Genomic DNA, 26,727 nt, shown 5'->3' with positions numbered 1-26,727 from the left:
CGGGAGGGACGGAAAGTGGCCGATTTGATCAGGCGCTTGAAAGAAAAGGACAAACGGTACATTGCCCGCGTAATCAGCCGCATTGAAAACGGGGACCCGGAGCGGGAGCAATTGCTTGAGGCTCTTTTCCCGCATACCGGGCAGGCGTATGTGCTCGGCATTACTGGGTCTCCCGGTGCCGGCAAAAGCTCGCTCATGAACGGGTTAATCCGTTATCTCAGACAAAAAGGGATGACTGTGGCGGTCATAGCCATCGACCCGACCAGTCCTTTTTCCGGAGGCGCCATTTTGGGTGACCGCGTCCGCATGACCGGACATTCCCTGGATGAGGGCGTATTTATTCGCAGCATGGGCAGCCGCGGCAGCCTGGGCGGATTGTGCCGGGCGGCAAAGGATGCTGTGAAAGTGCTGGATGCGGCGGGATATGATCTGGTGCTGCTGGAAACGGTCGGGGTGGGGCAGGCGGAATTGGATGTGATGCATGCGGCGGATTCTGTTTCCCTGGTGCTCAATCCGACAGCGGGGGATGTCGTTCAGGTTTTTAAAGCGGGCATTATGGAAATCGCCGATCTTTTTGTGATCAACAAAGCGGATTTGCCGGGTTCGCATCGCCTTGCGGAGGAAATTGAACGCATGCTCGATCTGAAGCCTGATCTCCCCTGGCGTCCTCCCATTGTCAAAACCATCGCGACCAGGGAAGAAGGACTGGTGCTGTTATGGGAAAAGCTGGAGGAGCATCGCCGCTTTCTTGAGCAAACCGGTGAGAGGAGGCGAAGGCGGCAGCGTCAGGCTGAGTTGGAGCTGAAGGAGCTGGTGCAGGATTTGCTCGGGCAAAAACTGGCGGAATCGCTCGCTTCCCCTGACTGGCAGCATGAGCTTTCCCAGGTGGTTTCCCGGCAGAAAAGCCCGATTTCCGCTGCGCGTGAATGGTTAAGGCGTGTCCGATTCGACTAGAGAGGTGAGGAGATGAAAAAGAATTCCGAACTGATTCCCTCGATGATCAAGGATCAGCGCCTGATCGAACAGCGGCGGGCCCAGATCATCGAGGGAGCAGTGCGTTTGTTTGTGGAGAAAGGGTTCCATAAAACGACAACGCGGGAAATCGCGAGAGAATGCGGATTGTCGATCGGGACGATGTATGAATATATTCAGAGCAAGGAAGATGTTTTGTATCTTGTTTGTGAATATATCCATTCGGAATTGGAAGATCGTTTGCGCAGAGTGGTTGCGGAAGAGGATCAGGGAGCCGTTTCTCTCTCCAAGGGATTAAAGCAGCTGTTCAGAGTGATGGAAGAGATGCGGCCGCTCGTTTTGCTGATTTATCAGGAAACGAAATCGCTCCCGAAAGACAAGATGAAATATGTGTTGCGGAAAGAAGAGGAAATCACCGGGATTTTTGAGCGGATTTTGCAAAAAGGGATGGAAGATGGAACGATTCAGATCGATCCTTCCTCCGTCAAACTGATGGCCCATAATATCATCGTGATCGGCCAGATGTGGACGTTCCGCCATTGGGCGGTCGGGAAGCACTATGGGTTGGAGGAATTTACCGAGCGGCAGATGAGCCTGCTTCTCGGCGATCTGACAACGGGAGGAAAGACGGATGGGAAAACCAGCGCAACCTAAGCATGCCATTCGGTTTATAACGGCAGCGAGCCTGTTTGACGGACATGATGCATCCATCAACCTGTTTCGCCGCCTTTTGCAAGATTCAGGTGTGGAAGTGATTCATCTCGGACACAACCGATCCGTCGATGAGATCGTGGAAGCGGCCATACAGGAAGATGTACAGGGAATCGCCGTTTCTTCCTATCAGGGCGGACACATCGAGTTTTTTAAATATATGATTGATTTGCTAAAAAAGAGAGGCGCTGCCCATATCCGCGTCTTCGGCGGAGGCGGGGGCGTTATTATTCCCCGGGAAATACGAGAGTTGGAGGAATATGGCGTATGCAAGATCTTTTCCCCGCAAGATGGCCGCGACATGGGCCTGATGGGAATGATCGAGTTTATGGTGCGGCAGTGCGATTTTTCGACGATTGAGAACGTTTCCTGGGAAATGAATGCCTTGAAAACCGGGGATAAAAAAGAGATTGCCCGGTTGATCACGCTGGTTGAAGAAGCGGCCGAAAACGAGCAATGGCGGCAAACGGCGTCTTCGCTTCTGGAAGAGATCGGGGAGGAAGAGGAAAAGGTGATCCCCGTCGTCGGAATCACGGGAACCGGCGGAGCGGGAAAAAGTTCGTTGACCGATGAGCTGGTACGCCGTTTTCTCGGAGATTTTCCGGAAAAAAAAGTGGCGATCCTGTCGGTCGATCCATCGAAACAAAAAACGGGCGGTGCGTTGCTGGGAGACCGTATCCGCATGAATTCCGTGCATCATCCCCGGGTCTATATGCGAAGCCTGGCCACGCGGCGCACCCGTTCCGAACTGAGCGGAGGGATTCGCGGGGCGATCCGTGTGTTAAAACGGGCCGGCTATGATTTCATCATTGTTGAGACAAGTGGAATCGGGCAGGGAAATGCCGATGTGATTCAGGTCAGCGATGTCTCCGTCTATGTGATGACTTCGGAATACGGCGCACCGTCCCAGTTGGAAAAAATCGAGATGCTGGATTATGCCGATCTGGTCGCCATCAACAAATTTGACCGCAAGGGTTCCGAAGATGCGCTGCGCGACGTGAAGAAACAATACCGGCGCAATCATAAATTATTCGAGGCTCCTGATGAGGAAATTCCGGTTTATGGGACGATGGCCAGCCGTTTCCACGATCCGGGCACCAATCGGTTTTATCGCGCCCTGATCGATAAAATCAGGCAAAAATGCGGAGTCGACTGGCAATCTGAAATGACCGTGAGCGGGGATCTCAACATTCACTATATTATACCGCCGGAGCGAACCCATTACCTGCGCGAAATCGCGGGAACCGTTCGCAAATACCATCAGCAGTCCGAGCGCCAGGCGGAATGGGCAAGCCGTCTCTATCAACTGGAGGGAAGCAAGGCTGTCTTGCAGGATGAAGAAGATGCCTCCGTCCGGGAGAGGCTGGAGCAAAAGATTAAAGAGGTCGAGGCAAAACTCACTCCGGAGAACAAGGAAGCGCTTAAAAACTGGCCGGAAATGATGAAAGCTTATCGGCAGGAGCAGTTCGTCACCCGGATTCGCGGGAAGGAGATCCGTGTTCCCCTGTATACCGAAACGCTTTCGGGGACGATGATTCCCAAAGTGGCTCTGCCCCGTTTTAAGGACTGGGGCGAAATCCTTCGCTGGTTGCACAAAGAAAACCTGCCTGGCTACTTCCCGTTTACTGCCGGGGTTTTCCCGTTCAAGCGAACCGATGAGGACCCTAAGCGGCAGTTCGCCGGTGAGGGATCGCCGGAGCGAACCAACAAGCGCTTTCACTATTTATCGAAAAATGATCAGGCGAAGCGGCTGTCCACTGCTTTTGACAGTGTGACGCTGTATGGGGAAGACCCGGATGAGCGGCCGGACATTTACGGGAAAGTCGGAGAATCCGGGGTCAGTATTTGTACCTTGGAAGATATGAAGAAACTGTACGCCGGTTTTGATCTGTGTGCGCCCAACACGAGCGTGTCAATGACGATTAACGGCCCGGCGCCGATTTTGCTCGCGATGTATTTTAATACGGCGATTGAACAACAAATCGAAAAGTTCCGTTCCACCGAAGGGCGGGAGCCGACGGAGGAGGAAAGGGAAAAGATCAAGCGGGAGACGCTGAAGCGGGTGCGCGGAACGGTGCAGGCGGACATCCTGAAAGAGGATCAGGGGCAAAATACCTGTATTTTTTCCACGGAGTTCGCTTTGAAGATGATGGGTGACATCCAGCAGTATTTCATCGACTACGGCATTCGCAATTACTATTCCGTCAGCATCAGCGGTTATCATATCGCCGAAGCCGGGGCCAATCCGATCACCCAGCTGGCCTTCACCCTGGCCAACGCTTTTACCTATGTGGAATATTACCTCAGCCGCGGGATGAAGATCGATGATTTTGCACCCAACCTCTCGTTCTTTTTCAGCAACGGAATGGATGCTGAGTATTCGGTGATCGGCCGTGTGGCCCGGCGCATTTGGGCCATCGTCATGAAGCACCTCTACGGGGCGGGTGAGCGGAGTCAAAAGTTAAAGTATCATATTCAAACATCGGGCCGCTCCCTGCACGCGCAGGAAATCGACTTTAACGATATCCGCACGACGCTGCAAGCCCTGATGGCTATTTATGATCAGTGCAATTCGCTCCATACCAATGCCTATGATGAGGCGATTACCACCCCGACGGAGGAATCCGTGCGCCGCGCCATGGCGATTCAACTGATTATCACCAAAGAGCTGGGGCTGGCCAAGAATGAAAACCCCCTCCAGGGTTCCTTTATAATCGATGAGTTGACCGATCTGGTTGAAGAAGCCGTTCTCAAAGAATTTGAGCGCATCAGTGACCGCGGCGGAGTGCTCGGGGCGATGGAGACGCAGTATCAACGCAGCAAGATCCAGGAAGAGTCTCTCTATTATGAGACGAAGAAGCATTCGGGGGAATTGCCGATTATCGGGGTCAATACGTTTGAAAACCCCAATCCGCCGGAGGATTATGAGCTTGAACTTTCCCGGGCGACACCGGAGGAAAAAGAAAGGCAAATCGCCAACCTGCGTGCTTTTCAGGAGAAAAATCGCGAAGCGGCTGAAAAAGCGCTGGCCAGATTGAAACAAGTGGCAAGAGAGAATGGGAATCTGTTTGCTGAATTGATGGAAACGGTGAAAGTGGCCAGCCTCGGGCAGATTACCCATGCTTTGTACGAGGTGGGCGGACAATATCGCCGGAATATGTGAACCGGGCCATCAATGGTTCCCTGAGGCTGTCGGGTAAATTTGCGGAACTGAAGGGAAGGGGCTTGGTGCTTTTTTGCCGCGGCTTTTCGATGAAGGAGCGGGGAAGCATCAAGACCCGACGGAATCCTGTTTCAGGACTTTGTAAACATGCTGAGGGCCTTATACAGAGGCCCTTTTTTTGCTGTCAAAACAAAGACAGGATTCAGGTTAACAGGTGTGTTGGCGGAAGATATGAAGGCATAAACAGGGGGAATCACGAATTTGTAGAAGAAAGGGGGCGCTGAATAGCGATAATCCCTTCTTTTGGTTGACTTCCCCCGGTTTTTGGATAAAATAGTTGTACGAGAAAAATAGGGATTCTACGGGACGACCTATATTTGGGAAGGATGTGTCCAGCTTGAGTGACAACCTCGCTTTGGAGAAGATCAGAGAAACCGCCATGGTAGATTTGGCCTACAACCTGTTGAAGGAAAAAGGCGACGCGATGATCTACCGGGAGATCATGGATGAAATCGCCAAGATCAAAGGATTTACCGAAGAAGATATCACAAGATACATTGCGCAGCTCTATACGGAAATCAACATTGACGGCCGTTTTGTCTGTGTGGGACGGAATTTGTGGGGGCTTCGTGAATGGTATCCGATCGAGCAGGCTACGGATTCGGCTGTAGCCGGGAACATCAAAGAGGATGATCTGGACGACGAATTGGACAGTGATCTTTATGAAGATGAGGACGAGGATTACGATCTCGATGCCATGGACGAAGATGATCTCGATCTCCCCTTGGACGACGATGAAGACAATCCGTTCGGGGAATTGGATGATGAGACGGAAAACGGAGACGATGACGAAGAGCTTTAAGCCTTGACAAGAAAACGTGCCTACGATAAATTATTTTTTGGGCTCATTATGAACGGATTCAAAAGAGCGCCCCTAAATCGGGGGCGCTCTTTTCTATTTTTTGATAACTGGGGCATCCTATTTTTGGAGGGAAGATCATTATGGCGAAATATATTTTTGTAACCGGAGGTGTGGTTTCCTCACTGGGCAAGGGAATCACGGCTTCCTCATTGGGACGATTACTCAAGAATCGCGGCCTGAAAGTAACCATTCAAAAATTTGACCCGTACATTAACGTCGATCCCGGTACGATGAGTCCTTATCAGCATGGCGAAGTGTTCGTGACGGATGACGGGGCCGAGACCGATTTGGACCTGGGCCATTATGAACGCTTTATCGATATTAACCTCAGCAAAAACAGCAACGTGACCACGGGAAAAATTTACTCTGCCGTGATCAATAAAGAACGGCGCGGTGATTATCTGGGCGGAACCGTGCAGGTGATTCCCCATATTACCAATGAAATCAAGGATCGCGTCTTCCGGGCGGCACGGGAAACAGGTGCCGATGTGGTGATTACGGAAATCGGGGGGACGGTCGGCGATATCGAAAGTTTGCCGTTCCTGGAGGCGATTCGCCAGATCAAAAGCGATGTCGGGCGCAAAAATGTAATGTATATTCACTGCACATTGGTTCCGATGCTGAAGGCGAGCGGTGAGTTAAAAACAAAACCGACGCAACACAGTGTCAAGGAATTGCGCAGCATCGGCATCCAGCCCAATGTGATTGTGTGCCGCACGGAACACCCGCTGTCCGAGGAATTGAAGCGGAAGATCGCCCTTTTCTGCGATATCGACCGGGAAGCGGTGATCGAGGCCCGCGATGCGGAAACGCTGTATGAAGTTCCGTTGATGATTCAGGAAGAGGGATTGGACGAAATCGTGGTCCGGCATTTGGGGCTTGAATGCGGAAAAGCGGATATGACCGATTGGATTCGCCTGGTGGAAAAAGTGAAAAACCTGACCCATACGACCCGGATCGCCATCGTCGGCAAATATGTAGCCTTGCATGATGCTTATATGAGCGTGGTGGAGGCACTGCGCCATGCCGGGTTTGAACGGGACACCGACATTGAGGTGAAATGGGTCAATTCCGAAGACGTGACCGAGCAAAATGTGGATGAGTTGCTCGGAGATGTGGATGGCATCCTCGTGCCCGGCGGCTTCGGCGACCGCGGGATTGAAGGGAAACTGGTAGCCACCCGTTACGCCCGGGAGAACAAAATTCCGTTCCTGGGGATTTGCCTCGGTATGCAGATGGCTTGTGTCGAGGGGGCACGCAACGTACTCGGATTGGAAGGGGCGCACAGCTCAGAAATTGACCCGTCCACCCCGTACCCGATTATTGACCTGCTGCCGGAACAAAAAGAAATCGAAGATAAAGGCGGCACGATGAGGCTGGGTCTGTATCCGTGCAAACTGGAGCAAAACAGCCGTGCTCATCAGGCTTACGGGAAAGATTTGGTCTATGAACGGCATCGCCACCGCTATGAGTTTAACAATGAATACCGCGAACAGATGGAGAAAGCGGGATATCGTTTTTCGGGAACCTCACCGGACGGCCGTTTGGTGGAAATCGTTGAGTATGACCACCATCCGTGGTTTGTCGCTTCCCAGTTCCATCCGGAATTCATCTCCCGCCCCAACCGGCCGCAACCTCTGTTCCGTGAGTTTGTCAAAGCAGCATTGAACAGCAAACTGAAAGAACAGGTAAATGTATAAAGTTCACAATGGACGGAGCCCGGATCGTTTTCCGGGTTCTTTTGTGCGGTCATCACTTGTCAGATAATTGTAAATAGTTTAAAATGAAAGATGAAGTGTAGGATCGGCCGCTTTCTTTTAACCAAGCTGAACGTTCGGTTCGGGAGGGATGGACGATGCAGCCGGATTGGGTGAGACAGAGGGAGCCGGAAAAAAGGGTGAAGCGGGAATCTCCCTGGAAACATGTATTTTCCTTCGTTTGGATGATCCTGTTTACGGCGATCGCCTTCTGGATTATCGGGGAGAATAAACTTAGTCTGGAACAGACTTTCTGGATCATCCTGATTTTGGCCATCCTGCAAGTGATCCTGCAACTTTTCACCTTTATGCATCTGGCGCAAAGAGGCTATGGCATCGTAATTCTCTTTTTCGCTCTCGGTCTGTTGATCGCCGTGATTTCAGCGGTGGGAATCATCTTGATGTAATAAAGAAGGCAAAAGGTGGCGATACTGGCAGCCACCTTTTTTGAATGGGTTTCATTTTTCCTTTGCTGCCAGCTCTGTTGAGGGCGGCTTTTTTTTCGTCAAGGCCAGTCCGGCGATCAGGATCACCCCGATGAATGTAAACAGGCTGAAAAAGCGGTACACGGAAAAAATGCCAAAGGCGTCCAAAATCATGCCGCCGATAAGGACGAAAAACCAGTTCCCCAAACCGGACGTCATCGCGGCGTTGAGAGAAACGGCGGTTGTTCTCACTTCGGGGGGCGCAACCGACTGGATGTAAATCAAAGAGGCAGGGAAAAAAATGCCGATCGTCAGCCCCTGCGTCAGGGTGAGAATGATCACCCAGGCCAGCGGCAAGTCAAACGAATAGAAAAACCAGCGAATCGCGCCGATGACACCGGCACAAATCGCCATCAGATGAGGGCCGTGTTTTTCAATCCATTTGCCCGAGGTATTCCAAATCGGGATTTCGCTGCCCGCCCCCAGCAAAAAACAAAAGCCGACCCCGGCCACTGTTCCCCCGATTGCCTGGTAATACAGGCCGAAGTAGGAGTTGTGGGCCAGGAGTGGTCCCATGACGCAAAAACTGGCGGTCAGGAAAATAAGAAAGCGGGGCATTCGCATCAGTTTGACCAGCCCTTTGCCCACTTCGGCCCGCCGGAATTCCCCTTCACGCGGCATGAACCAGGCGAAGATGGCGCTGATCCACAGACTGAAGGCAAAAGCGAAAAAGATGACCTTCAGGCCGAACATTTCCGCCAACGTACCGCTGACCCAGGCGGCAAAAGCGAAGCCGGCTGCACCCCACAGGCGGAATCGCCCGTAATTCAGCCCGTTTTTCGACGTGTAGTTCAGGGTCAGACTGTCGGTAAGCGGGTTGATTGCCGCCTGAAACACGGCCAGCAGGATCGCGGAGGCAAAAATGAGAAAGTATCGGTCGAAAAAGAGAAACAAAAGTCCGAGCAGACCGGTAACGATAATGGAGAGCATGAGCAACTGGCGGGGTTTGCGCGTATAATCGCTTAAAAACCCCCACAAGGGCTGGGTGAACAACATGACAATCGGGCCGATGGAGAGGATCAGCCCGGTTTGGGTTCCGGATAGTTGAATTTCCTCTTTCAGGTACACGCCGAATAAAGTGGAGAATGCACCGAGGGCGAAATAAGCCAGAAAATAAACCAGGGTTATGGATAAAAGAGTGCGTCTTTTTGTTACAGAATTCATGGGTAGTCCTCTCTTTGTCTGATTTGGCAAAAAGTGTTTTTTTATATGGATGTGGAAAAATATATAGTGCATGATCCAACCATCTGTCGGCAGGTAGGTTGCCATGGCAGGGGAGCGAGCTGTGCCGGGGAATTCGGATCCGCAGCCGGCGAAAAAGGCGGTCAACGCCATCAGACGAAAAATTCCCTTCGGTCTCCCTGCAGATCATGAAATGAACATGCCTGATATTTCATCGAGAAAGGATAAGTAGGATGCAGTTGACAACAGCCCAGCCGGAACAACTGGAAGAAATTGTGCACATGTTTGAAGATGTAAAAAAAGTGATGGCGAAGAACAACATATACCAATGGAATCAGGATTACCCCAACCGCGACATTATAAGTGAAGATCTGAGACAAGGTCACTTGTACCTGATGCAAAAAGACGGAAAAGTGGCCGCCGCCGTGACGCTTGACCGGTTTATTCCGCCGGAGTATGACGAAATATCATGGCGCGACCGGTCGGGCCAATATCTCGCTGTTCACCGTTTATGCGTCAACCCGGTTTTTCAGGGGCAGGGGATTGCCAAAAAGCTGGTTCAGGAGATTGAAAACTTTGCCCGTGAAAAGGGGTATACAAGTATTCGCCTCGATACGAAAACAACCAATCAGCGGGCGATGAACCTTTATGAATCTCAAGGTTATGAGAAAAGAGGGGAGTTTTATTTTCCCGATTTTGATCGCCCTTTTGTCGCCTATGAAAAAGTGCTTCACTGAACACAAACGAGCAGCAACCGTGGGACATCCGGTTGCTGTTTTTCTGTGAAAGTGTCGCAGGGCGGGCTGCGGGCAGCACCTCTTCGTTCCCCGCGAGTTTAACGGCCGGTTGAAATGGACGCAAGCCTCCGTTTTCATGATTCATTCTAACATGTTTTATTTTGTGACTCTAAGGATTTTTATAGGTCTTTTTAAAAAACAGTTATTCATTTTCAATTTTATCTGATTGCAAGCAAGTGGCATCTGTCTCCGCCGGGAGGCAAATGCATCAAACGGAGGGGGGATCACGCGGATGGGATTTTTGACCGAAGAGAGTTCCATTTGCGCCCGGAGATTGGGGATGAAGCGGCAAGAGTCCGGGATCAACTTCTCCCTCCGATAGGATGCAACTTCACACGCCGGAATAAATCTAACTAATATAAAGGATTTTTTGTATATAAGTGAGAAAAAGATAGTGAAGACCAAAGGAAAAAGCAACTGAAGTATTATCTCCCGGACCGTCTGCATACATAAGAGTAGAATCAGGGATTTTTTGGCATGTTCGTGCAAAAAGGGGCTATTTGCCCCCGGTTTCAATGAGATAAACCAAGTTTTTCAGTTGCTTTTTTATTTTCACCCGTGCCGACATCAGCATCATCGATGCGACCGCCCGCGACAGCAGGCTTCGGGATGTGATCATGCGTTTGTAATGCAGGCGGCAGCTTTGGGGGGTCAGGGGTTCTAGACGGAAAATCTCTTCATATGGAAGGCGGGAATCGTTGATGCGCACCCCATAGATATTGGGAGAGTAAAATTCGATCACTTCCCCTTCCAGCTCCAGCAGTTGATGATCTTGCCGGAACTGTCTTTTAAATTGGCTTCCCACGGGGTTTTCGGGGTCAAACGGTGTTAACCAAACGGTATCGATCAGTCCGCTTATCCACTTCTTTTGTTTATCGGTATCGTAAATCCAGGAAAATGCTTGATCAATCGAAACGCCTATATCCAACTGTTGAGTGAGGATCATTTTTCCCCTCCGCTTATGTAGTAGTTGAGAAAAGTGAGATTGGTTTTCATCGACTGTTTAATTATCTTATAACACATTTTCACGCGAATGTGTCGCCTGCTTGCCCGACAAAAAACGATCATGTTTTGTCGGAAAAAACCGGAGATGAGGCTTGGCGGACGGGGATGGGGCATCAACGCCATCGGGAATGTCGCTGTAGGGTGTCCCAATCCTTGCCGGCAACAAACTTTTACAGAAAAAGACCGGTGACCGGGTTGCAGGAGGTTATGAGGTGGAGCGTCTTCTGTTTATCGACTTTGAATTTACCATGCCGGAGAAGACGGAAAAAGAGAGGACTCACTTCCCGGAAATCATTGAAGCGGGTGTGGTGCTGGTGGAAGACGGAAAGATTATCCGCCAGTATCGTTCGTTTGTCAAACCGGAAATCAATCCGACCCTGACCGAGAGGTGCAAGCGATTTCTGCAGATTTGCCAGGAAGATGTGGATCAGGGAATTACCTTTCGGGAACTGATTCAAACCCTTCATTCTTTTTATCGGTTGGGTTCAACGGTTGTTGTGACGTGGGGAAACATGGATATGGTCGTCTTGCGCAAATCCTGCCGGTATTGGAATATTCCTTTTCCATTTGAAGGGCGGGAAAGAGATTTGTCGATTGAATACATGCGCTTTTACGGCGAGCGGAATCAGACCGGATTGACCAAGGCGCTTGAGCAATACGGCAAAAAGGAGAAACGAAAACACCATCGCGCTTTGGAGGACGCGCTCATGACGTTTGAGATCTTTCAGTATCTGCAGCGGGATAAACAGTACTTGTACAATAAAGCGAAAAATCGCATCGGGGATTTTGTCGATTTAACCCGCGTCAGGGCTTAAGCGGCGGGAGCCTGTCGCTGATCAGCGCTTGCCTGTCTCCCACCACCGCATCGCTTTTTGCTCCAATTCCTTGATCAAGTCGTTTTTCCCGGAAATGTAATGCTCGATGGAAGCAGGATATTGCTTTGCCAGATTGATTTTCAACTCGGCATGGCGCCTTGCTTCATCGGGATGGGCGCGCAAGTAGTCACGGAAGGCGAGATGCCGCGTGATCTCGGGATTGCCCCGGGCAAAGATGTGAACGTGATGGGTGTGTACCTGCTCGCTTCCCTTAAAAAAGTAGCGTCTGCCCGGAATTCCGTATTCCCCCATCGGCACATATCCGATTGCCTTCATGTTTCCGGTCAGTTTATCGATTTTTTCAATGTCGTTGACAACGGGGATCAGGTCGATAATCGGTTTGGCGGCCAGACCGGGGACCGCGGTGCTGCCGATGTGATGGATGCAGACTGCTTCCGGACCCAGCGCTTCTTTGATTTTTTTCGCTTCGGCGGCAAATTGCTCCGGCCAGCGAGGATTGTAGGGCGTGACGATCACTTTCCGCATGGCTTTCCCCCATTTACCTTAATTACCCAAGTTCATTATAAGTCAAATTTTCCTCTTGATTTGCAGGAAATGGGCAGATCGATAAAAAAATAATAGTCAATATTATCGTTTTCATTTGCCTTTATTCAGGTGAAAAGAAAATTGACGGTGCGGGGGAGGTTTCGCGGTTGGCTCAAAACAAAAAGGTACTGGTCGTGGATGATCAATATGGCATCCGTTTGCTGTTGAAGGAAGTTTTCTCCAAGGATGATCTTGAGTTTTTTCAGGCGGCCAACGGCAAGCAGGCACTTGAAATCATACAATCGGAAAAGCCCGATCTCATATTATTGGATATGAAGATGCCAGGGATGGATGGTCTGGAACTGCTGCGACGGATCCGGCAGTTTGGAAATAAAGCGAAAGTGATCATGATGACCGCTTACGGTGAACTGGACATGGTGGCCGAGGCCAGCCGGCTGGGGGCGGTTACCCATTTTACAAAGCCTTTTGACATTGAAGAACTGCGAATGGAAGTGATTCGGCAACTGGCATCTTAAGAATCGGCAAAGGAGTGGCGAGATGATTGAAGCGAAAATTCGACTGCGCATGAGCCAGACCGATGCGCACTACGGGGGGAATTTGGTTGACGGGGCGCGGGTCATGTCCTTGTTCGGCGATGTCGCAACCGAGATCCTGATTCGGCACGACGGGGATGAAGGTTTGTTTGTCGCTTACGACCTGGTGGAGTTTCTCGCGCCTGTTCATGCCGGCGATTTCATTGAGGCGATTGGCCGTTTGGAAAGGGTGGGAAATACCAGCCGCAAGATTGCTTTTGAGGCATATAAAGTGATTGAGGCCGGGGTTGACCCTGATCGCCCCTACCGGGCTCAGGTGTTGAAGCAGCCCCTTTTGGTCGCTCGTGCTTCGGGCACCTGTGTAGTACCAAAAGGCAGATAGGCTGACTTTTTTGTGTTCGGAGGGGAAAGAGATGTCAAAATTGATGATCACGGCAGCGTTGGTCGGAGCGGAAGTGACGCGCGACGATACTCCGTACCTGCCCATCACCCCGGAAGAGATCGGCCAGGCCGCATTGGAGGCGCGGGAAGCGGGGGCGGCAATCGCCCATATTCATGTGCGGGATGAAAACGGGGCGCCATCGCAATCCAAGGAGCTCTATCGCCGGGCGATCGAAGAGATCGAAAAGCGGACTGACATTATTATCCAGGTTTCAACCGGCGGCGCCGTGGGAATGACAGCCGAAGAGAGAATGCAACCGCTGACTTTGCGTCCGGAGATGGCCACATTGACCACGGGAACGGTTAATTTTGGGCAGGATGTGTTTATGAATACGCCGGAACAGTTGCTCGCTTTTGCCGAAGAGTTTGAACGTTACGGGGTCCGTGCTGAATTTGAAATCTTCGATGTGGGAATGATAGCTAACGCGATGCATTTGGTCAACAAGGGTTTTTTCACTGGGCATCTTCATTTTGATTTCGTCATGGGTGTGCCGGGAGCGATTCCCGCTACGGCGGAGAATTTGCTGCATCTGGTGCACCAGATGCCGGAGGGGGCAACATGGACGGTGGCAGGGATCGGCCGGCATCAGTTGCCGATGGCGACCCTCGGTATTGTCTTGGGCGGTCATGTTCGCGTTGGCTTGGAAGACAACATTTATTATAAAAAAGGGGAATTGGCAACCAATGCGCAATTGGTGAAGCGGGTGGCACGTATTGCCAAGGAACTGGGGCGTGAGATCGCATCACCGGATGAAGCAAGGCAAATTTTGCATTTAACGAAAAGTAAATTTTATTAATGATCGAGATGATTTCTACCCAATTCCAATATCTAGTGCTATAATGACAAAATGATAAAATACAGGTTTAAAAAGGAGGCTTACATATGCCACTCGTATCAATGAATGCTTTTTTGCCCCAAGCGAAAAAAGAGGGTTTTGCCGTAGGGCAATTCAATATGAATAACCTTGAGTTCGTTCAAGCGATCGCCGCTGCAGCCGCAGAAGAGCGCTCACCCTTTATCTTTGGTGCAAGTGAAGGTGCAATCCGCTATATGGGTTTGGACAATGTCGTCGCCCTTGCCAAAGTAGCCGCCAAAGAATCCGGTGTTCCCGTCGCCCTTCACCTTGACCACGGAAGCAGCTTTGATGTCGTGATGAAGTGTATCCGCGCAGGTTTCTCCTCTGTTATGTTTGATGGTTCCCATTATCCTTTTGAAGAAAATATTCGCCTGACCAAAAAAGTCGTTGAAGCAGCCCATGCTGTCGGCGTCTCTGTCGAAGCCGAACTCGGAACGATCGGCGGGGTGGAAGATGATCTCGAAGTAGCCGAAGAAGATGCTCATCTGGCTAATCCGGAAGAGGCCATCCGCTTCTGGGAAGAAACACGCGTCGATGCCCTGGCGATAGCGGTTGGAACGGCGCACGGGATGTACAAAGGGGAACCGAAAATCCGCTATGACATCATTGAAAAAGTGGCGAGCAGCATTGAGGCGCCGATCGTGCTTCACGGCGGTTCCGGCGTTCCGGACGAATCGATTAAAAAGGCGATTGCCGCCGGCGTAGGCAAGATCAATGTAAACACCGAGAACCAAGTGGCGATGGTGAAAGTCGTCCGTGAACTGTTGGATCAAAATCCGAATATGATTGATCCGCGCAAATATCTGGGTCCTGCCCGTGAAGCGATGAAAGAAGTTGTCAAAGGCAAAATGCGCCTGTTTGGCAGCTCGGGCAGGGCATAAGCTTTTAATTTGGTCGCGGAACGATTTACTGGACCATCCGGGCCTGTGATCGACTTATCAGAGTTTGGAGGAATGGATGATGAAATTTTTCTTGGATACCGCGATTGTTGACGAGATCCGCGAAGTGAATGAATGGGGCCTTTTGGCGGGCGTGACCACGAACCCAAGTTTGGTTGCCAAATCAGGGCGCGTCTTTGAAGAAGTCCTCAAGGAAATTCTCGGCATTGTTGACGGCCCGGTAAGCGCCGAGGTGATCAGCCGCGACGCGCGAGGCATGATTGAAGAGGGAGAACGCTTGGCTCAGTTGTCGGAAAATGTGACGATTAAAATTCCGATGACGACCGAAGGGTTAAAAGCGGTTCACCACTTTGCCAAAAAAGGAATCAAAACCAATGTAACCTTGATCTTTTCCGCGAACCAGGCGCTAATGGCTGCCAGGGCCGGGGCTACTTTTGTCAGCCCGTTTGTCGGACGCCTGGATGATATCGGACAGGACGGGTTGGAACTGATTCAGGACGTTGCAGAGATCTTTGGAATCCATGGCATTGACACGGAGATCATTGCCGCCAGCATCCGCCACCCGATGCATGTGACACAAGCCGCCCTGAGCGGAGCACACATTGCAACCGTCCCGTTTAAAGTGATCGAGCAAATCGTGCATCATCCGTTGACCGACCAAGGAATTGAAAAATTTGAAGCCGATTGGAAAAAAGCGACGAAAGCGTAACTTTTTTTAACTGGCGGCAGGCGATCAATCCTGTCGCCAGTTTTCCCCTTCCTTTTTTTCCAACATGGCCTTTTATTTTTATACGGGATCCTTCTGATGAAAAGGATTTCCGGCGTCAGAGGCGAAATAACCTTGACGGGGGATGTTTTCGCCCGACCGAATCCTCTCGCTTTTCCCCACACCCGTAATTACTGCCGCCACTTGCCAAATTGTCCCGGCCGATCCGCTTTCATCATGCCACTTTTCCCTGTGCCGTTCCCGCACCGGTTAAATAGGATGTAACATAATCATAAATATGTTACTCTATTTTTGGTAATGTGATACCATGAAGCGAAAGTATAAAAGGCTACGGGAGGTAGGTTAAAGTGGAAAGAAGCTTGACGATGGAAATCGTTCGCGTGACAGAAGCGGCGGCGATTGCTTCGGCTCGCTGGATGGGATTTGGCAAAAAAGACGAGGCGGACAGTGCCGCAACGGAAGCGATGCGTACCGTTTTTGACACAATTCCGATGCGTGGAACCGTGGTGATCGGAGAAGGCGAAATGGATGAGGCGCCGATGCTTTATATCGGGGAACGGTTGGGGCTGGGTTATTTGCCGGAGGTGGACGTGGCCGTTGATCCGCTTGAAGGAACCAATATCGTGGCCAAAGGTTTGTGGAACGCGATTTCTGTGGTTGCCGTAGCCAATCGCGGCTGTCTGCTTCATGCTCCCGATATGTACATGGATAAAATCGCGGTTGGACCCAAAGCGGTGGGCAAGGTGGACATTGACGCCCCGGTGGAGGATAATTTGAAGGCGGTTGCTAAAGCGTCAGGAAAAGATATCGAGGATCTGGTCGCGGTTGTGCTGGATCGTCCCCGCCATGCAAAATTGATTGAGGAGATTCGCAAAGCAGGGGCAAGGATAAAACTGATTCCTGACGGGGATGTGGCTGCAGCGATCCATACGGCTTTCCCCGACACGGGCGTTGATATTTTGTTTGGTTCCGGCGGTGCACCGGAAGGAGTTTTGGCCGCGGTGGCGCTGAAATGCCTGGGAGGAGAAATCCAGGGACGCCTGCTTCCGGAAGATGAGGAGCAGTTCAACCGGTGCGTCAGCATGGGATTGAAAGATCCGAATAAAGTATTGCGCATGGAGGATCTTGTCAAGGGAGATGACGCGATTTTTGCGGCCACGGGAGTGACCGACGGGGAACTCTTGAAAGGGGTTCGCTATCAGGGGAATCTGGCAAAAACCCATTCTGTCGTCATGCGGGCCAAAACGGGAACGGTTCGGTTTATGGAAGGAACACACCGTCTTGAGAAAAAACCGAATCTTATTCTATAATTGAGCCCTCCCCCTGTTTTGGGAGGGGACTATTTTACAAGAATCGAGTGGTGATGCAATCCATGGAGGAGCTCACGCTGAGCGAGCTGGAAAACCGCCGGTTGGTTGATTTGTACAAACTGGCGAAAGAATATCAGATTCCTTATTACTCGCAGATGAAAAAGAAAGAACTGATTTTTGCCATTTTAAAAGCAAAAGCCGAACGCGACGGCCTGATGTTTATGGAAGGCGTTCTCGATGTTCTGCCGGAAGGCTACGGTTTTTTGCGCCCGATTAACTTTCTCCCTTCCTCAGAGGATATCTACATCTCTGCCTCGCAGATTCGCCGTTTCGATTTGCGGACCGGTGACCTGGTCTCCGGTAAAGTAAGGCCGCCCAAAGAAAATGAGCGCTACTTCGGATTGCTCCACGTGGAAGCTGTAAATGGGGAAGATCCCAACGTAGCGGCGGAACGGCTTCATTTTGCAGCACTCACACCGCTTTATCCGCAAGAGCGCCTCATCTTGGAAACGACTCCGGAACGGATTTCCACCCGGATGATGGATTTGATCGCCCCGGTCGGATTGGGACAGCGCGGCTTGATTGTAGCCCAGCCAAAAGCGGGGAAAACGATGCTTTTAAAGGAAATTGCCAACAGCATCACGGAGAATTATCCCCAAATCGAACTGTTTGTGCTTCTGATCGATGAACGTCCCGAAGAAGTGACCGACATGCAGCGGTCAGTCGATGCGGAAGTGGTCAGTTCCACTTTTGATGAATTGCCGGAAAATCACATTAAGGTGGCGGAACTGGTGCTGGAACGGGCGCAAAGGCTGGTGGAGCACAAAAAAGATGTCGTGATCCTGCTCGACAGTATCACCCGTTTGGCTCGTGCTTACAACCTGGTCATCCCTCCGAGCGGACGCACCTTATCCGGCGGGATTGATCCGGCGGCTCTTCACCGTCCAAAACGCTTTTTCGGTGCTGCCCGCAATGTGGAAGAAGGCGGAAGCTTGACCATTTTGGCCACGGCTTTGGTGGATACGGGATCGCGCATGGACGATGTGATCTACGAGGAGTTTAAAGGAACGGGAAATCTGGAATTGCATCTTGACCGGAAACTGGCCGAACGCAGAGTTTTTCCGGCGATCGACATTCGCCGTTCCGGTACCCGCCGCGAAGAGCTTCTGCTTAGCAAAGGCGAATTGGAAAAGCTTTGGCAACTGCGCAAATCGATCAACGATTCTCCTGAATATGCGGAAGCGCTGATCAAAAAACTCAAAAAAACAAAAACGAATGAAGAGTTTCTCGCTTCGCTGGAACCGAAATCTCTCCGACCGACCACATCTGTTTCCTGAACTGTCATATCACTCAATTTTCCCGCATAAGGATGATACCGGGTTGATTACCCAAATTTCATCTTTATGAGGTGCTGACATGTCTTCCAAACGTGCCTTGTTGGCTTCTTCCCTCGCCATCTCCACAACCGCTTCCTGGGTGGTGGGAAACGATCAGCATCCGGCTTTTGCTGAGGATCACTTGGCTGGAATGGATGCGGACCCCGACCAGGAACATATTGCGCAAGAAGCAGTCATTCAGTATTTAAACCCGATTTCGCAAGTAGCGGAGGGGAACCTGGCCGCCACAGTGGAGACAAAACCACTCACATACCAAGTGAAAAATGGGGATACCTTGTCCTCGATCGGCCGTTTTTTCGGAATGCCCTATGAGGATCTGGCCCGATTTAACCGCTTGGAAAATCCCGACTTTCTGGAAGAGGGGCAACAGCTGAATATTCCGCTGGTTCGCAAATGGGTGCGTCTGAAGTTTGGCGATACGGCAGAGCGGTTGGCCCGGGAGTACAAAACGACGAAAGAGCTGCTTCTCCATCTCAATCCCGATTTGGATAAAGCGACGTATGCAGGTCAATTGGTGGCTGTGCCGCAAAAGGTGGAGATTCCCAAACAATCGTCTCCGGTCCCTGTGGAGAAAGAGAACCGTAAAAACCAAATGAAACTGGTGAAAGGCTCGGTTGTTCACTTTCAGGGGTCTTATGTGTTCCGGTGGCCGATCACCGGGCAAATCACCAGCAATTTTGGCTGGCGCCATGGCCGGATGCACAAAGGGATAGATATTTGGAATGCGGCCAAGTCACAGACGGAAATCCATGCAGCGCTCGGAGGAACCGTCGTTCGCGCAGGTTACGCCGGTACTTACGGAAATCTGGTTGTCATCGATCACGGAGGTGGTTGGGTCACCTACTATGCGCATTTAAGCCGTATTATGGTGAGCAAGGGGGAAAAGGTCTCCACCGGGCAACAACTCGGATACATGGGGCAGACCGGAAGAGCGACGGGTTATCATCTTCATTTTGAAGTTCGCAAAAATGGCAAGGCTATCAATCCACTCCTTGTTTTGAAATAATCGATTGATTATTCCATATTGATTATCCCGAAAAATTATTAACCGATTCTGATCCGGATCCCGGCAGGCAGACGCCCGTCGCCTCCCGGCTGGGATGGCTGGGATGTCCGCTTTTGCCGTGGATCAGGCGTATTTTCCTGTTTAGCCGGACAAGGTGGCGGCTTTTGCCATGGGCGGCCACCTTGCGATGCTCTGTTAAACATGCTATAATACTCCAGTGATTCGAATAGATCGATTTTGTTTTTTACAGGCCAGGAAAAGAGGTGAGAATCATGAAAGCAGGAATTCATCCGGCATACAAATTGGTTACTGTCACCTGTGCGTGTGGAAATACATTTGAAACCGGATCGACCGTGGAAAACTTGCGCGTGGACATCTGTTCCGAATGCCATCCGTTCTACACCGGCAAACAAAAAACAGTGAATGCGGGCGGTCGTGTCGATCGTTTCAAAAAGAAATACAACCTCAAATAAGCAGTTTGACACTGAAGAGTCTCCAGGCAAGCGACCGTATTGGCCTTGCCTTTTATTTTTATCGTGAATTGTTATCTTTTGGCGCTAAATGTAAAAAGTACTCATACTTTCTTCTTTGCTCTGTGATAAAATAGTTACGGTTTGGATTGTCGGGATCGCATCCAGTTTCTGAAACGCTGGGTGCTTTTTTTACGGGTAAAACTGCATAGGGAGGAACATCAATGACAGACAGAATTATTGGCAGGGAGCGGGAAGGCTGGATTGAAGTGATTTGCGGGGGAATGTTTTCCGGGAAGAGCGAAGAGCTGATTCGCCGCATCCGCCGTGCCAAAATCGCCCGGTTAAACGTACAGGCGTTTAAGCCGGCCATTGATGACCGTTACCATAGCGACGCGATTGCTTCTCACAATGGTCTGATCGCCGATGCGCGGCCGGTGTCCAAAGCGGAAGAGATTCTCTCATGCCTTGCGGAGAATACCGATGTCGTCGCGATTGACGAAGTGCAGTTCTTTGATGATGCCATTGTGGAAATCTGCCAACAATTGGCTGATCGCGGAATCAGGGTGATTCTGGCCGGACTGGACCAGGATTTTCGCGGAAAGCCGTTTGGACCGACGCCTGTGTTGCTTGCCGTTGCCGAATATGTGACCAAATTGCAGGCGATTTGCGTAAAATGCGGAGCTCCTGCCAGCCGTACACAACGTTTGATCGACGGCCTTCCGGCTGCAGATGACGAGCCGGTCATCCAGGTGGGGGCGCTGGAGCAATATGAGGCGCGATGCCGCCATTGCCATGAGTTGATTTCCCATCAATAAACGGAGTGGACCGCCTTACATAAAAAATCTCAACCGGGCCTGAAGAAAGCCAGTGCGGTTGAGATTTTTTTCTGTGGAAGTGCAGCAGGCCCGGGCAGCCGGGCGCATCCTTGCCCCCTGCGTTTCCAATCGTCACTGAGGGGGGAAGCTTTTTCTTCTGAATTCACTTTAAGCTGAGGATGCCCAGGCTGATATTGTACGTGGCATGAATGATCATGCAGACGGTTGTATTGTAGCGGTAACGCACCAGGCTCAGGACGAGAGCCAATAGGAAAACAACCAGAGTTGCCGCGCTGATGCCGTAATTGGCATGAACCAGTGCGAATAGGATGCTGGTATAAACGAGGCCGAACCGCGGCAAGAGGGCGCCGCGGAAGATGATCTCTTCCCCCAAGGCGGCTGCCAGTCCGAGTGTCAGAATCCCGGGAATGGACGTAAACAGCGGTCCGAGCAACTTATTGGTCAAATCCTCCACGTGGGGATCACCCATCCATCCCTGTGTATAAGCGAGGTTTTCCACCAGATTGGAGATTACCATCATCACCAGCCCGATCGCCAGTCCAATCAACAATTCCCGGGTCGTGATCTTTTTCAGGCCAAGCCGGTCCAGCGTTTGGCTGAGCGTGCGCCGGCTGAGCCAGCCCACCCCGATCAATCCCAGAAAGGCGAGCAGGATATCCTGAGACCAGAGCATGGCGAGAACACCGGAAGACGACTGCGGCTGGCTGGTCTTGCTGAGTGTGTCCAGCCCGACTCCCAATGTGACGATCATTTGCATGAATACGAGCATGCTCATGGACAGGGAAAAGGAATGGATGCGATTATCGGCATCGATTGGAAGGAGCCGGGAGACCCAGCGGCGCATTACAGGGATAAAAATCAATAAGCCGAGGAGGGACGGCAGCCAAAGGCCCAGTCCGATCAGTTGCATTTTCCGGATCAGGTCGCCAGACGGGACTTGGCCCAGCAGTTCTAAATAGGAGTCCCCGCGCAAATGGATCATCAAACCGATCAAAAAGCTGGCAGCATAGCCAAATCCGATGAGGAGATAGCCGATCAGCGCGATTTCCCAGCCTGATTTCGGCTGGAGCGGGGTTCGTTTCTTCTCTGAGAGATTGATCACATAAAACAGAGCGATAATGGGGCCGAAAGTATAAAGGTTGTTCAGCACATTATTGATTACCTCAGTCATATGATGGCTCCTTATGCTGGGAAATGTCGAGTTTTTCTTCCATCATAACATTATTATAAGGAGAATACCTCCCTTTCTTCCAAAGAACTTCAATCTTGTGGTAAAATCAAATGACGTGAGCAAAACGTTCGGAGGAAAGGACTTTCCCTTCAAATAAATTGTCAGCCGAAGCCGGAAGAAGAACTCCGGCAGCGAAAAATGGGAGTGAGCAAAAGTGTTAGATCGTTTGGAGGCGATTCACAAACGGTATGAAGAGCTGAGTCAGTTGCTCTGCGATCCCGAAGTGATCGGCGATGCCAAAAAGCTGCGGGAATATTCCAAGGAGCAGGCCGGATTGGAAGAGCAAAATCAGGCTTATCTGGAGTATAAGCAAGTGGTGGAACAACTGGAAGACGCCAAAACGATGCTGGAAGAAAAACTGGACGATGAAATGCGCGACCTGGTAAAAATGGAGATTGAGGAGCTTTCCGAGCGCAAGGAAGCATTGGAAGAGCGCATTCGCATCCTTCTTTTGCCCAAAGACCCCAATGATGAAAAGAACGTCATTGTGGAGATTCGCGGCGCGGCCGGAGGGGATGAGGCGGCTTTGTTCGCGGCCGATTTGTACCGCATGTATACGCGTTATGCCGAGCGGCAGGGCTGGAAAGTGGAAGTGCTGGAAGCCAGTTCAACCGGCCTTGGCGGGTTCAAGGAAGTGGTTTTCTCCATTCAGGGGCGCGGTGCATACAGCCGGCTGAAGTATGAAAGCGGGGCCCATCGCGTGCAGAGGGTGCCGGAAACCGAGTCGGGTGGAAGGATTCATACCTCGACGGCGACCGTAGCTGTCCTGCCGGAAGCGGAGGAAGTGGAAGTGGAGATCAATGAAAAAGATCTCCGCATCGACACTTTTTGCTCCAGCGGACCGGGCGGACAGAGTGTGAACACGACAAAATCCGCCGTTCGGGTTACGCATATTCCGACCGGAATCGTGGTATCCTGTCAAGATGAAAAATCGCAAAACAGCAACAAAGAGAAAGCGTTGCGGGTGTTGCGTGCACGCTTGTTTGACCTCAAGCAAAAAGAGGAGATGGAAAAGCTGGCGAGCGCACGCAAATCTGCGGTGGGTACCGGTGACCGCAGTGAGCGGATTCGTACGTATAACTTCCCGCAAAGCCGGGTGACCGATCACCGCATCGGTCTGACGCTTCATAAGCTGGATCTGGTTCTGGATGGGGATCTGCAAGAAATTATCGATGCATTGATTCTTCACGAACAGACAGCACTCCTGGAAAAGGCGGGAGTCGATTAAACATCCGGCCTTGTGAAGGGAAAGGGGCAAAAAACTGATGGGCATGAATGTTCGGGAAGCCTTCCAGCGGGCTTCCTCTTTTTTGCGGGGAGCGGGGGTTGAGTCCCCGGAGTTTGAAGCGGAACTCCTTTTGCGGCGTTTTCTTGGGGTGGATCGTGCCCGTTTCTTTCTGCTTTTCCGCGACCCGTGGCAAGAGGAGTGGACCGCTCCGTTCCAAAATTGGCTGAACCGGCGGGCTGCCGGAGAGCCGCTGCAATATATCATCGGGGATCAAGAGTTTTACGGGCGGCTGTTTCAGGTAAATCCCTCGGTTTTAATCCCCAGGCCCGAGACGGAAGGATTGGTGGAAACCGTACTGGAAGAGGCGGAGCGTTTCTTGGGGAAGCGGGCTCTGCATGTCGTCGATGTGGGAACGGGGAGCGGGGCGATCGCCATCACCCTGGCCTTGGAAAAGCCGGAATGGCAGGTGACAGCCATTGATCTTTCATCGGAGGCGTTGGCCACTGCCAAAGACAATGCGCACCGCCATGGGGTTAAGGAGAAAATCACGTGGATTCACGGCAGTTACTTGACTCCCCTGCTTCCTGATCTGCCGACGATTGACGTTCTCGTTTCCAATCCGCCGTACATTCCTTCCGCCGTGATCCCCGCTTTGGAAAAACAGGTGCAGGCGTTTGAGCCGCGCCTTGCCCTGGATGGCGGTGAGGATGGATTGGAGCCTTACCGCGTTCTTACGGAGCAATTTGGAAAGTGGAGCGGCAAGCGGTTGGTTTGTTTTGAGATCGGCGCGGATCAGGGCGGCGAAGTGGCCGGATTGGTGAAAAAGATTTCCGGAGCCGAGCGGGTGGAAATAAGACAAGACTTGGCCGGCCGGGATCGGGTGGTAATCGGATTCATCAGCGGCTAAGTGAATTTTTTGAAAAAATGAGATTAAATTGTGCCCTCCTTGTCCATACTTTGGATAGGAACAAGGAGGGCATGAACGATGCGAAAATGGACTCATATTTTCATGTTATTTTCAGCGGTTTTTGCCTGGGTTTTTGCCTATGTGGCTGAAGGGTCCGGCCAGTTGGAATGGAACAGCCGGCCGGAAGCGGGAGCCGTTTCGCCTTCGGCTCCGGAAATCCCAAAACAAGCGATTCGCCTGCGGATTTTGGCCAACAGCGACAGCGTCGGTGACCAATGGTTAAAACGCCGGGTGCGCGATGCGATTGTGCGGGAGATCGGGACGTGGGCGCTGAAACCGAAAAACATCGAAGAAGCGCGCCGGGCGATTCGTGAGCGTTTGCCGCTCTTGCGCCGGATTGCCGAACAGACGGTGCATCATTACGGTTATTCCTATCCGGTAAAAGTCGACTTTGGCCAGGTTCCCTTCCCGACGAAATTGTACGGAAACAAAATTTATCCGGCCGGAAATTATGAAGCATTGCGGATTACCATCGGAAAAGGGCTGGGGAGCAACTGGTGGTGCGTCCTGTTTCCGCCGCTCTGTTTTATCGACATGTCCAACGGGGATGCGATCGACGGCAAGGAAACCACACAAACGCTGTCTGCCTCTGCCGCACAGGATGTTTATGTGGAAATGAACGGGCAGGCGCGGGAAAAGTCATCGGCTGAAGGAAAATTGCAGGTTCGTTTTTTGCTGCTGGATCAGCTGGCCAAATGGTGGCATTGGTGAGCGGGGGATGAACAGCCGGCGGTTCTAGAAATCCGCTTCCTGTCATACCGCTATAGTAGGACAAGCGGAACAGGAGGAAACGGATATGTTTGTGATTCGCCGGGCGGGAGAACACGATCTTTTTCGCATTCGCCGGTTGATTAAAGATGCGGGGTTGAATGATAAGGGGATTGAAAGTAATCTGCTCCATTTTTTTGTCGTGGAAACGGCAAGTGATCAGGGAGAGTCCCCGCAGATGGTGGGCGTTGTCGGCATGGAAGTGCATGGTTCGATCGGGTTGCTTCGGTCGTTTGTGCTGGAGAGGGCTTCCTGGATTGGCAAAGTGGGGATCAAGATGATGGAGATTTTGCTCGCTTACGCGAAAAAGCTGGGATTGACGCACGTTTATCTGCTGGCCGGGGCTTCCACTTCTTTTTTCTCCGAACTCGGCTTTGTCGAAGTCGCGTTTGCCGACCTGCCCGAGGTGCTGAAGGAATCCGAACATTTTGAGCGCTCGCTTTATAAAGGGACGCCGATGGTTTATACCCGGTTTTCCGGGGATCAGTCGTAAACCGGCTCCGGCTCGGCGACCGGATTGTGGTATGATAGTTGAACAACAGAACGGGGCAAAGGGTAAAGGGGAATCAAAAGTGAATCACAAAGAAACAGAATGGGCCCGTGTGGATGGATCATTAACAGTTGAAGCGCTAAGGCAAACAAGGGAAATCCGGGAAGGAGCAAGGATCCTTCGCGAGGGAGGGCTTGTCGCGTTTCCGACGGAGACGGTGTATGGATTGGGAGCAGCAGCCACGCTCAAATCGGCCGTAAACGGCATTTTTTCGGCCAAAGGGCGCCCTTCTGACAACCCCTTGATCGTTCATGTCGGGGAGAAGAACCAGGTCAGCCTTGTGGCCAAAGAGGTATCGCCGTTGGCTCAGTCCCTGATTGACCGTTTTTGGCCGGGGCCGCTGACCATCGTCGTGCCTCACCGGGGAAATCTGGCTGAAAATGTGACGGCGGGCTTAAGTACCGTCGGCATTCGCATGCCTGATCATCCGACGGCGCTCGCCCTGTTGCAGGAGACAGGGCTGCCGGTCGCGGCTCCCAGCGCCAACCGTTCGGGACGTCCGAGCCCGACTGAGGCCCGGCATGTGTTTGAAGATCTGGCAGGGAGAATCGATCTGATTCTGGACGGCGGCCCGACCGGGGTCGGAGTGGAATCGACCGTCGTCGACGTTAGCACGGAAGTCCCGGTCTTGTTGCGACCTGGCGGGATTACCCTGGAACAGCTGACAGAGGCGGTTGGCCGGGTCGAGGTGGATCCCGGACTCCGTTCCAAAGACGAAGTGCCGCGCGCTCCGGGGATGAAGTACCGCCATTATGCACCAAGGGGGCAAATGTGGCTGATCCGCGGGGAGCTTTTGCCGATGCACGGAAAAATGAGGAAGTTGGCGCAGGAATATCAATCACAAGGCAAAAGGGTCGGGATTTTGACGACGGAGGAATATCGCCGCGATTTTTCTGCCGATGTTGTGATTGCCTGCGGCCGGCGGGAAAACCCGGCCAGTGTCGCGCGGAATCTGTATCATGCCTTGCGGGAATTTGATGATCGCGGAGTCGAAGTGATTTTGGCCGAGGCTTTCCCGGAGCATGGGCTTTATCATTCCGTCATGAACCGCCTTCTGAAAGCAGCCGGCGGAAATGTGCTCGATGTGGGAAGCGCGGTTAAACCGGATTCCGGACGGATTTGACCAGT

General features: G+C 51.7%; 28 protein-coding genes. 23 read left to right on the top strand and 5 right to left on the bottom strand.

Annotation, left to right across the window (positions count from 1 at the left end; translation table 11 throughout):
• The first annotated feature begins 15 nt into the window (after nucleotides 1-15).
• From meaB to I8U19_RS07130, 6 genes are all read left to right on the top strand, one after another.
• Complete coding sequence (meaB, locus tag I8U19_RS07155) at nucleotides 16-954, top strand: methylmalonyl Co-A mutase-associated GTPase MeaB (protein WP_033100432.1); 939 nt, start codon at nucleotides 16-18, stop codon at nucleotides 952-954.
• Nucleotides 955-966: 12 nt separating this feature from the next.
• Nucleotides 967-1,626: a TetR/AcrR family transcriptional regulator gene (locus tag I8U19_RS07150; RefSeq protein WP_033100431.1), complete on the top strand. Its 660-nt coding sequence runs from the start codon at nucleotides 967-969 to the stop codon at nucleotides 1,624-1,626.
• Nucleotides 1,604-4,846 carry a fused isobutyryl-CoA mutase/GTPase IcmF gene (gene icmF, locus I8U19_RS07145; protein ID WP_198055560.1) on the top strand — a complete coding sequence of 1,081 codons (3,243 nt, stop codon included), beginning with the start codon at nucleotides 1,604-1,606 and terminating at the stop codon, nucleotides 4,844-4,846. The genes I8U19_RS07150 and icmF overlap by 23 nt, the downstream gene beginning before the upstream one ends.
• 397 nt (nucleotides 4,847-5,243) lie before the next feature.
• Nucleotides 5,244-5,708, top strand: coding sequence for a DNA-directed RNA polymerase subunit delta (gene rpoE, locus I8U19_RS07140; RefSeq protein WP_033100429.1), 465 nt, complete (start codon nucleotides 5,244-5,246; stop codon nucleotides 5,706-5,708).
• Between the two features lie 140 nt (nucleotides 5,709-5,848).
• A complete protein-coding gene (locus tag I8U19_RS07135) occupies nucleotides 5,849-7,468 on the top strand; it encodes a CTP synthase (RefSeq protein WP_198055559.1) in 1,620 nt (539 codons plus the stop codon).
• A gap of 155 nt (nucleotides 7,469-7,623) precedes the next feature.
• Nucleotides 7,624-7,932 (top strand): cytochrome C oxidase subunit IV family protein, encoded by a 309-nt coding sequence (locus I8U19_RS07130; protein WP_198055558.1) that lies wholly within the window; start codon nucleotides 7,624-7,626, stop codon nucleotides 7,930-7,932.
• Nucleotides 7,933-7,983: 51 nt separating this feature from the next.
• Here I8U19_RS07130 and I8U19_RS07125 read toward each other — a convergent pair whose 3' ends face one another.
• Nucleotides 7,984-9,174, bottom strand: a complete 1,191-nt coding sequence (locus tag I8U19_RS07125; protein ID WP_198055557.1) for an MFS transporter — start codon at nucleotides 9,172-9,174, stop codon at nucleotides 7,984-7,986.
• Nucleotides 9,175-9,425: 251 nt separating this feature from the next.
• On the opposite strand from I8U19_RS07125, the gene I8U19_RS07120 reads away from it, so the two are divergent.
• A complete protein-coding gene (locus I8U19_RS07120; protein WP_033100427.1) occupies nucleotides 9,426-9,929 on the top strand; it encodes a GNAT family N-acetyltransferase in 504 nt (167 codons plus the stop codon).
• A gap of 556 nt (nucleotides 9,930-10,485) precedes the next feature.
• Here the strand turns inward: I8U19_RS07120 and I8U19_RS07115 are convergent.
• Nucleotides 10,486-10,935, bottom strand: a complete 450-nt coding sequence (locus tag I8U19_RS07115; protein ID WP_033100426.1) for an SRPBCC family protein — start codon at nucleotides 10,933-10,935, stop codon at nucleotides 10,486-10,488.
• Between the two features lie 271 nt (nucleotides 10,936-11,206).
• Here I8U19_RS07115 and kapD point away from each other — a divergent pair, with 271 nt between their 5' ends.
• Entirely contained in the window at nucleotides 11,207-11,809 is a 603-nt protein-coding gene (kapD, locus tag I8U19_RS07110; RefSeq protein WP_033100425.1) for a 3'-5' exonuclease KapD, read from the top strand.
• 21 nt (nucleotides 11,810-11,830) lie between these two features.
• Here kapD and I8U19_RS07105 read toward each other — a convergent pair whose 3' ends face one another.
• Nucleotides 11,831-12,355: a GrpB family protein gene (locus tag I8U19_RS07105; RefSeq protein WP_198055556.1), complete on the bottom strand. Its 525-nt coding sequence runs from the start codon at nucleotides 12,353-12,355 to the stop codon at nucleotides 11,831-11,833.
• Between the two features lie 167 nt (nucleotides 12,356-12,522).
• Here I8U19_RS07105 and I8U19_RS07100 point away from each other — a divergent pair, with 167 nt between their 5' ends.
• The 8 genes from I8U19_RS07100 to I8U19_RS07065 all read left to right on the top strand — a co-directional run bounded on the left by I8U19_RS07100 (nucleotide 12,523) and on the right by I8U19_RS07065 (nucleotide 19,546).
• Complete coding sequence (locus tag I8U19_RS07100; RefSeq protein WP_033100423.1) at nucleotides 12,523-12,891, top strand: response regulator; 369 nt, start codon at nucleotides 12,523-12,525, stop codon at nucleotides 12,889-12,891.
• Between the two features lie 22 nt (nucleotides 12,892-12,913).
• Nucleotides 12,914-13,291 carry a 3-aminobutyryl-CoA ammonia lyase gene (kal, locus tag I8U19_RS07095; RefSeq protein WP_198055555.1) on the top strand — a complete coding sequence of 126 codons (378 nt, stop codon included), beginning with the start codon at nucleotides 12,914-12,916 and terminating at the stop codon, nucleotides 13,289-13,291.
• 31 nt (nucleotides 13,292-13,322) lie between these two features.
• Complete coding sequence (gene kce / locus I8U19_RS07090) at nucleotides 13,323-14,147, top strand: 3-keto-5-aminohexanoate cleavage enzyme (RefSeq protein ID WP_198055554.1); 825 nt, start codon at nucleotides 13,323-13,325, stop codon at nucleotides 14,145-14,147.
• Between the two features lie 86 nt (nucleotides 14,148-14,233).
• Nucleotides 14,234-15,088, top strand: a complete 855-nt coding sequence (gene fba / locus I8U19_RS07085) for a class II fructose-1,6-bisphosphate aldolase (protein WP_033100421.1) — start codon at nucleotides 14,234-14,236, stop codon at nucleotides 15,086-15,088.
• Between the two features lie 79 nt (nucleotides 15,089-15,167).
• Complete coding sequence (gene fsa / locus I8U19_RS07080; protein WP_033100420.1) at nucleotides 15,168-15,815, top strand: fructose-6-phosphate aldolase; 648 nt, start codon at nucleotides 15,168-15,170, stop codon at nucleotides 15,813-15,815.
• A 365-nt stretch (nucleotides 15,816-16,180) separates the two neighbouring features.
• On the top strand, nucleotides 16,181-17,143 hold the full coding sequence (gene glpX / locus I8U19_RS07075) for a class II fructose-bisphosphatase (RefSeq protein WP_033100419.1): 963 nt from the start codon (nucleotides 16,181-16,183) through the stop codon (nucleotides 17,141-17,143).
• Nucleotides 17,144-17,205: 62 nt separating this feature from the next.
• The gene (gene rho, locus I8U19_RS07070) at nucleotides 17,206-18,480 is read left to right on the top strand and encodes a transcription termination factor Rho (RefSeq protein ID WP_033100554.1); all 1,275 of its coding nucleotides are present in this window, start codon (nucleotides 17,206-17,208) and stop codon (nucleotides 18,478-18,480) included.
• A gap of 79 nt (nucleotides 18,481-18,559) precedes the next feature.
• The gene (locus I8U19_RS07065) at nucleotides 18,560-19,546 is read left to right on the top strand and encodes a M23 family metallopeptidase (protein WP_198055553.1); all 987 of its coding nucleotides are present in this window, start codon (nucleotides 18,560-18,562) and stop codon (nucleotides 19,544-19,546) included.
• Nucleotides 19,547-19,584: 38 nt separating this feature from the next.
• Here the strand turns inward: I8U19_RS07065 and I8U19_RS07060 are convergent, their stop codons facing one another.
• Nucleotides 19,585-19,749 carry a hypothetical protein gene (locus I8U19_RS07060; RefSeq protein ID WP_160173826.1) on the bottom strand — a complete coding sequence of 55 codons (165 nt, stop codon included), beginning with the start codon at nucleotides 19,747-19,749 and terminating at the stop codon, nucleotides 19,585-19,587.
• A gap of 69 nt (nucleotides 19,750-19,818) precedes the next feature.
• On the opposite strand from I8U19_RS07060, the gene rpmE reads away from it, so the two are divergent.
• Together rpmE and I8U19_RS07050 are read left to right on the top strand one after the other, a co-directional pair.
• Nucleotides 19,819-20,019 carry a 50S ribosomal protein L31 gene (gene rpmE, locus I8U19_RS07055; RefSeq protein WP_033100418.1) on the top strand — a complete coding sequence of 67 codons (201 nt, stop codon included), beginning with the start codon at nucleotides 19,819-19,821 and terminating at the stop codon, nucleotides 20,017-20,019.
• A gap of 221 nt (nucleotides 20,020-20,240) precedes the next feature.
• Nucleotides 20,241-20,834 carry a thymidine kinase gene (locus I8U19_RS07050; protein ID WP_033100417.1) on the top strand — a complete coding sequence of 198 codons (594 nt, stop codon included), beginning with the start codon at nucleotides 20,241-20,243 and terminating at the stop codon, nucleotides 20,832-20,834.
• 163 nt (nucleotides 20,835-20,997) lie between these two features.
• Here the strand turns inward: I8U19_RS07050 and I8U19_RS07045 are convergent, their stop codons facing one another.
• Nucleotides 20,998-22,026: a CPBP family intramembrane glutamic endopeptidase gene (locus tag I8U19_RS07045; protein WP_198055552.1), complete on the bottom strand. Its 1,029-nt coding sequence runs from the start codon at nucleotides 22,024-22,026 to the stop codon at nucleotides 20,998-21,000.
• Between the two features lie 214 nt (nucleotides 22,027-22,240).
• Here I8U19_RS07045 and prfA point away from each other — a divergent pair, with 214 nt between their 5' ends.
• From prfA to I8U19_RS07020, 5 genes are all read left to right on the top strand, one after another.
• Entirely contained in the window at nucleotides 22,241-23,314 is a 1,074-nt protein-coding gene (gene prfA / locus I8U19_RS07040; RefSeq protein ID WP_198055551.1) for a peptide chain release factor 1, read from the top strand.
• A 37-nt stretch (nucleotides 23,315-23,351) separates the two neighbouring features.
• Entirely contained in the window at nucleotides 23,352-24,221 is an 870-nt protein-coding gene (gene prmC / locus I8U19_RS07035) for a peptide chain release factor N(5)-glutamine methyltransferase (RefSeq protein ID WP_033100414.1), read from the top strand.
• A gap of 78 nt (nucleotides 24,222-24,299) precedes the next feature.
• A complete protein-coding gene (gene spoIIR, locus I8U19_RS07030) occupies nucleotides 24,300-24,992 on the top strand; it encodes a stage II sporulation protein R (protein ID WP_232331031.1) in 693 nt (230 codons plus the stop codon).
• A gap of 85 nt (nucleotides 24,993-25,077) precedes the next feature.
• A complete protein-coding gene (locus I8U19_RS07025) occupies nucleotides 25,078-25,542 on the top strand; it encodes a GNAT family N-acetyltransferase (RefSeq protein WP_033100413.1) in 465 nt (154 codons plus the stop codon).
• A gap of 109 nt (nucleotides 25,543-25,651) precedes the next feature.
• Complete coding sequence (locus tag I8U19_RS07020) at nucleotides 25,652-26,722, top strand: L-threonylcarbamoyladenylate synthase (RefSeq protein WP_052154115.1); 1,071 nt, start codon at nucleotides 25,652-25,654, stop codon at nucleotides 26,720-26,722.
• Nucleotides 26,723-26,727 lie beyond the last annotated feature (5 nt).

It is taken from the genome of Thermoactinomyces sp. CICC 10523 (assembly GCF_016055105.1).
Classification (GTDB): Bacteria; Bacillota; Bacilli; order Thermoactinomycetales; family Thermoactinomycetaceae; genus Thermoactinomyces_A; species Thermoactinomyces_A daqus.
The sequence above is the reverse complement of the archived record's forward strand: the minus strand, read 5'-3'. Positions and strand labels throughout refer to the sequence as shown.

Coding starts and splice junctions, on each gene's coding strand:
- I8U19_RS07150 (WP_033100431.1), top strand. CDS start 967: ATGAAAAAGAATTCCGAACTGATTCCCTCGATGATCAAGGATCAGCGC.
- icmF (WP_198055560.1), top strand. CDS start 1,604: ATGGGAAAACCAGCGCAACCTAAGCATGCCATTCGGTTTATAACGGCA.
- I8U19_RS07135 (WP_198055559.1), top strand. CDS start 5,849: ATGGCGAAATATATTTTTGTAACCGGAGGTGTGGTTTCCTCACTGGGC.
- I8U19_RS07130 (WP_198055558.1), top strand. CDS start 7,624: ATGCAGCCGGATTGGGTGAGACAGAGGGAGCCGGAAAAAAGGGTGAAG.
- I8U19_RS07125 (WP_198055557.1), bottom strand. CDS start 9,174: ATGAATTCTGTAACAAAAAGACGCACTCTTTTATCCATAACCCTGGTT.
- I8U19_RS07120 (WP_033100427.1), top strand. CDS start 9,426: ATGCAGTTGACAACAGCCCAGCCGGAACAACTGGAAGAAATTGTGCAC.
- I8U19_RS07115 (WP_033100426.1), bottom strand. CDS start 10,935: ATGATCCTCACTCAACAGTTGGATATAGGCGTTTCGATTGATCAAGCA.
- I8U19_RS07105 (WP_198055556.1), bottom strand. CDS start 12,355: ATGCGGAAAGTGATCGTCACGCCCTACAATCCTCGCTGGCCGGAGCAA.
- kal (WP_198055555.1), top strand. CDS start 12,914: ATGATTGAAGCGAAAATTCGACTGCGCATGAGCCAGACCGATGCGCAC.
- kce (WP_198055554.1), top strand. CDS start 13,323: ATGTCAAAATTGATGATCACGGCAGCGTTGGTCGGAGCGGAAGTGACG.
- fba (WP_033100421.1), top strand. CDS start 14,234: ATGCCACTCGTATCAATGAATGCTTTTTTGCCCCAAGCGAAAAAAGAG.
- fsa (WP_033100420.1), top strand. CDS start 15,168: ATGAAATTTTTCTTGGATACCGCGATTGTTGACGAGATCCGCGAAGTG.
- rho (WP_033100554.1), top strand. CDS start 17,206: ATGGAGGAGCTCACGCTGAGCGAGCTGGAAAACCGCCGGTTGGTTGAT.
- I8U19_RS07065 (WP_198055553.1), top strand. CDS start 18,560: ATGTCTTCCAAACGTGCCTTGTTGGCTTCTTCCCTCGCCATCTCCACA.
- I8U19_RS07060 (WP_160173826.1), bottom strand. CDS start 19,749: ATGTTTAACAGAGCATCGCAAGGTGGCCGCCCATGGCAAAAGCCGCCA.
- rpmE (WP_033100418.1), top strand. CDS start 19,819: ATGAAAGCAGGAATTCATCCGGCATACAAATTGGTTACTGTCACCTGT.
- I8U19_RS07050 (WP_033100417.1), top strand. CDS start 20,241: ATGACAGACAGAATTATTGGCAGGGAGCGGGAAGGCTGGATTGAAGTG.
- I8U19_RS07045 (WP_198055552.1), bottom strand. CDS start 22,026: ATGACTGAGGTAATCAATAATGTGCTGAACAACCTTTATACTTTCGGC.
- prmC (WP_033100414.1), top strand. CDS start 23,352: ATGGGCATGAATGTTCGGGAAGCCTTCCAGCGGGCTTCCTCTTTTTTG.
- spoIIR (WP_232331031.1), top strand. CDS start 24,300: ATGCGAAAATGGACTCATATTTTCATGTTATTTTCAGCGGTTTTTGCC.
- I8U19_RS07025 (WP_033100413.1), top strand. CDS start 25,078: ATGTTTGTGATTCGCCGGGCGGGAGAACACGATCTTTTTCGCATTCGC.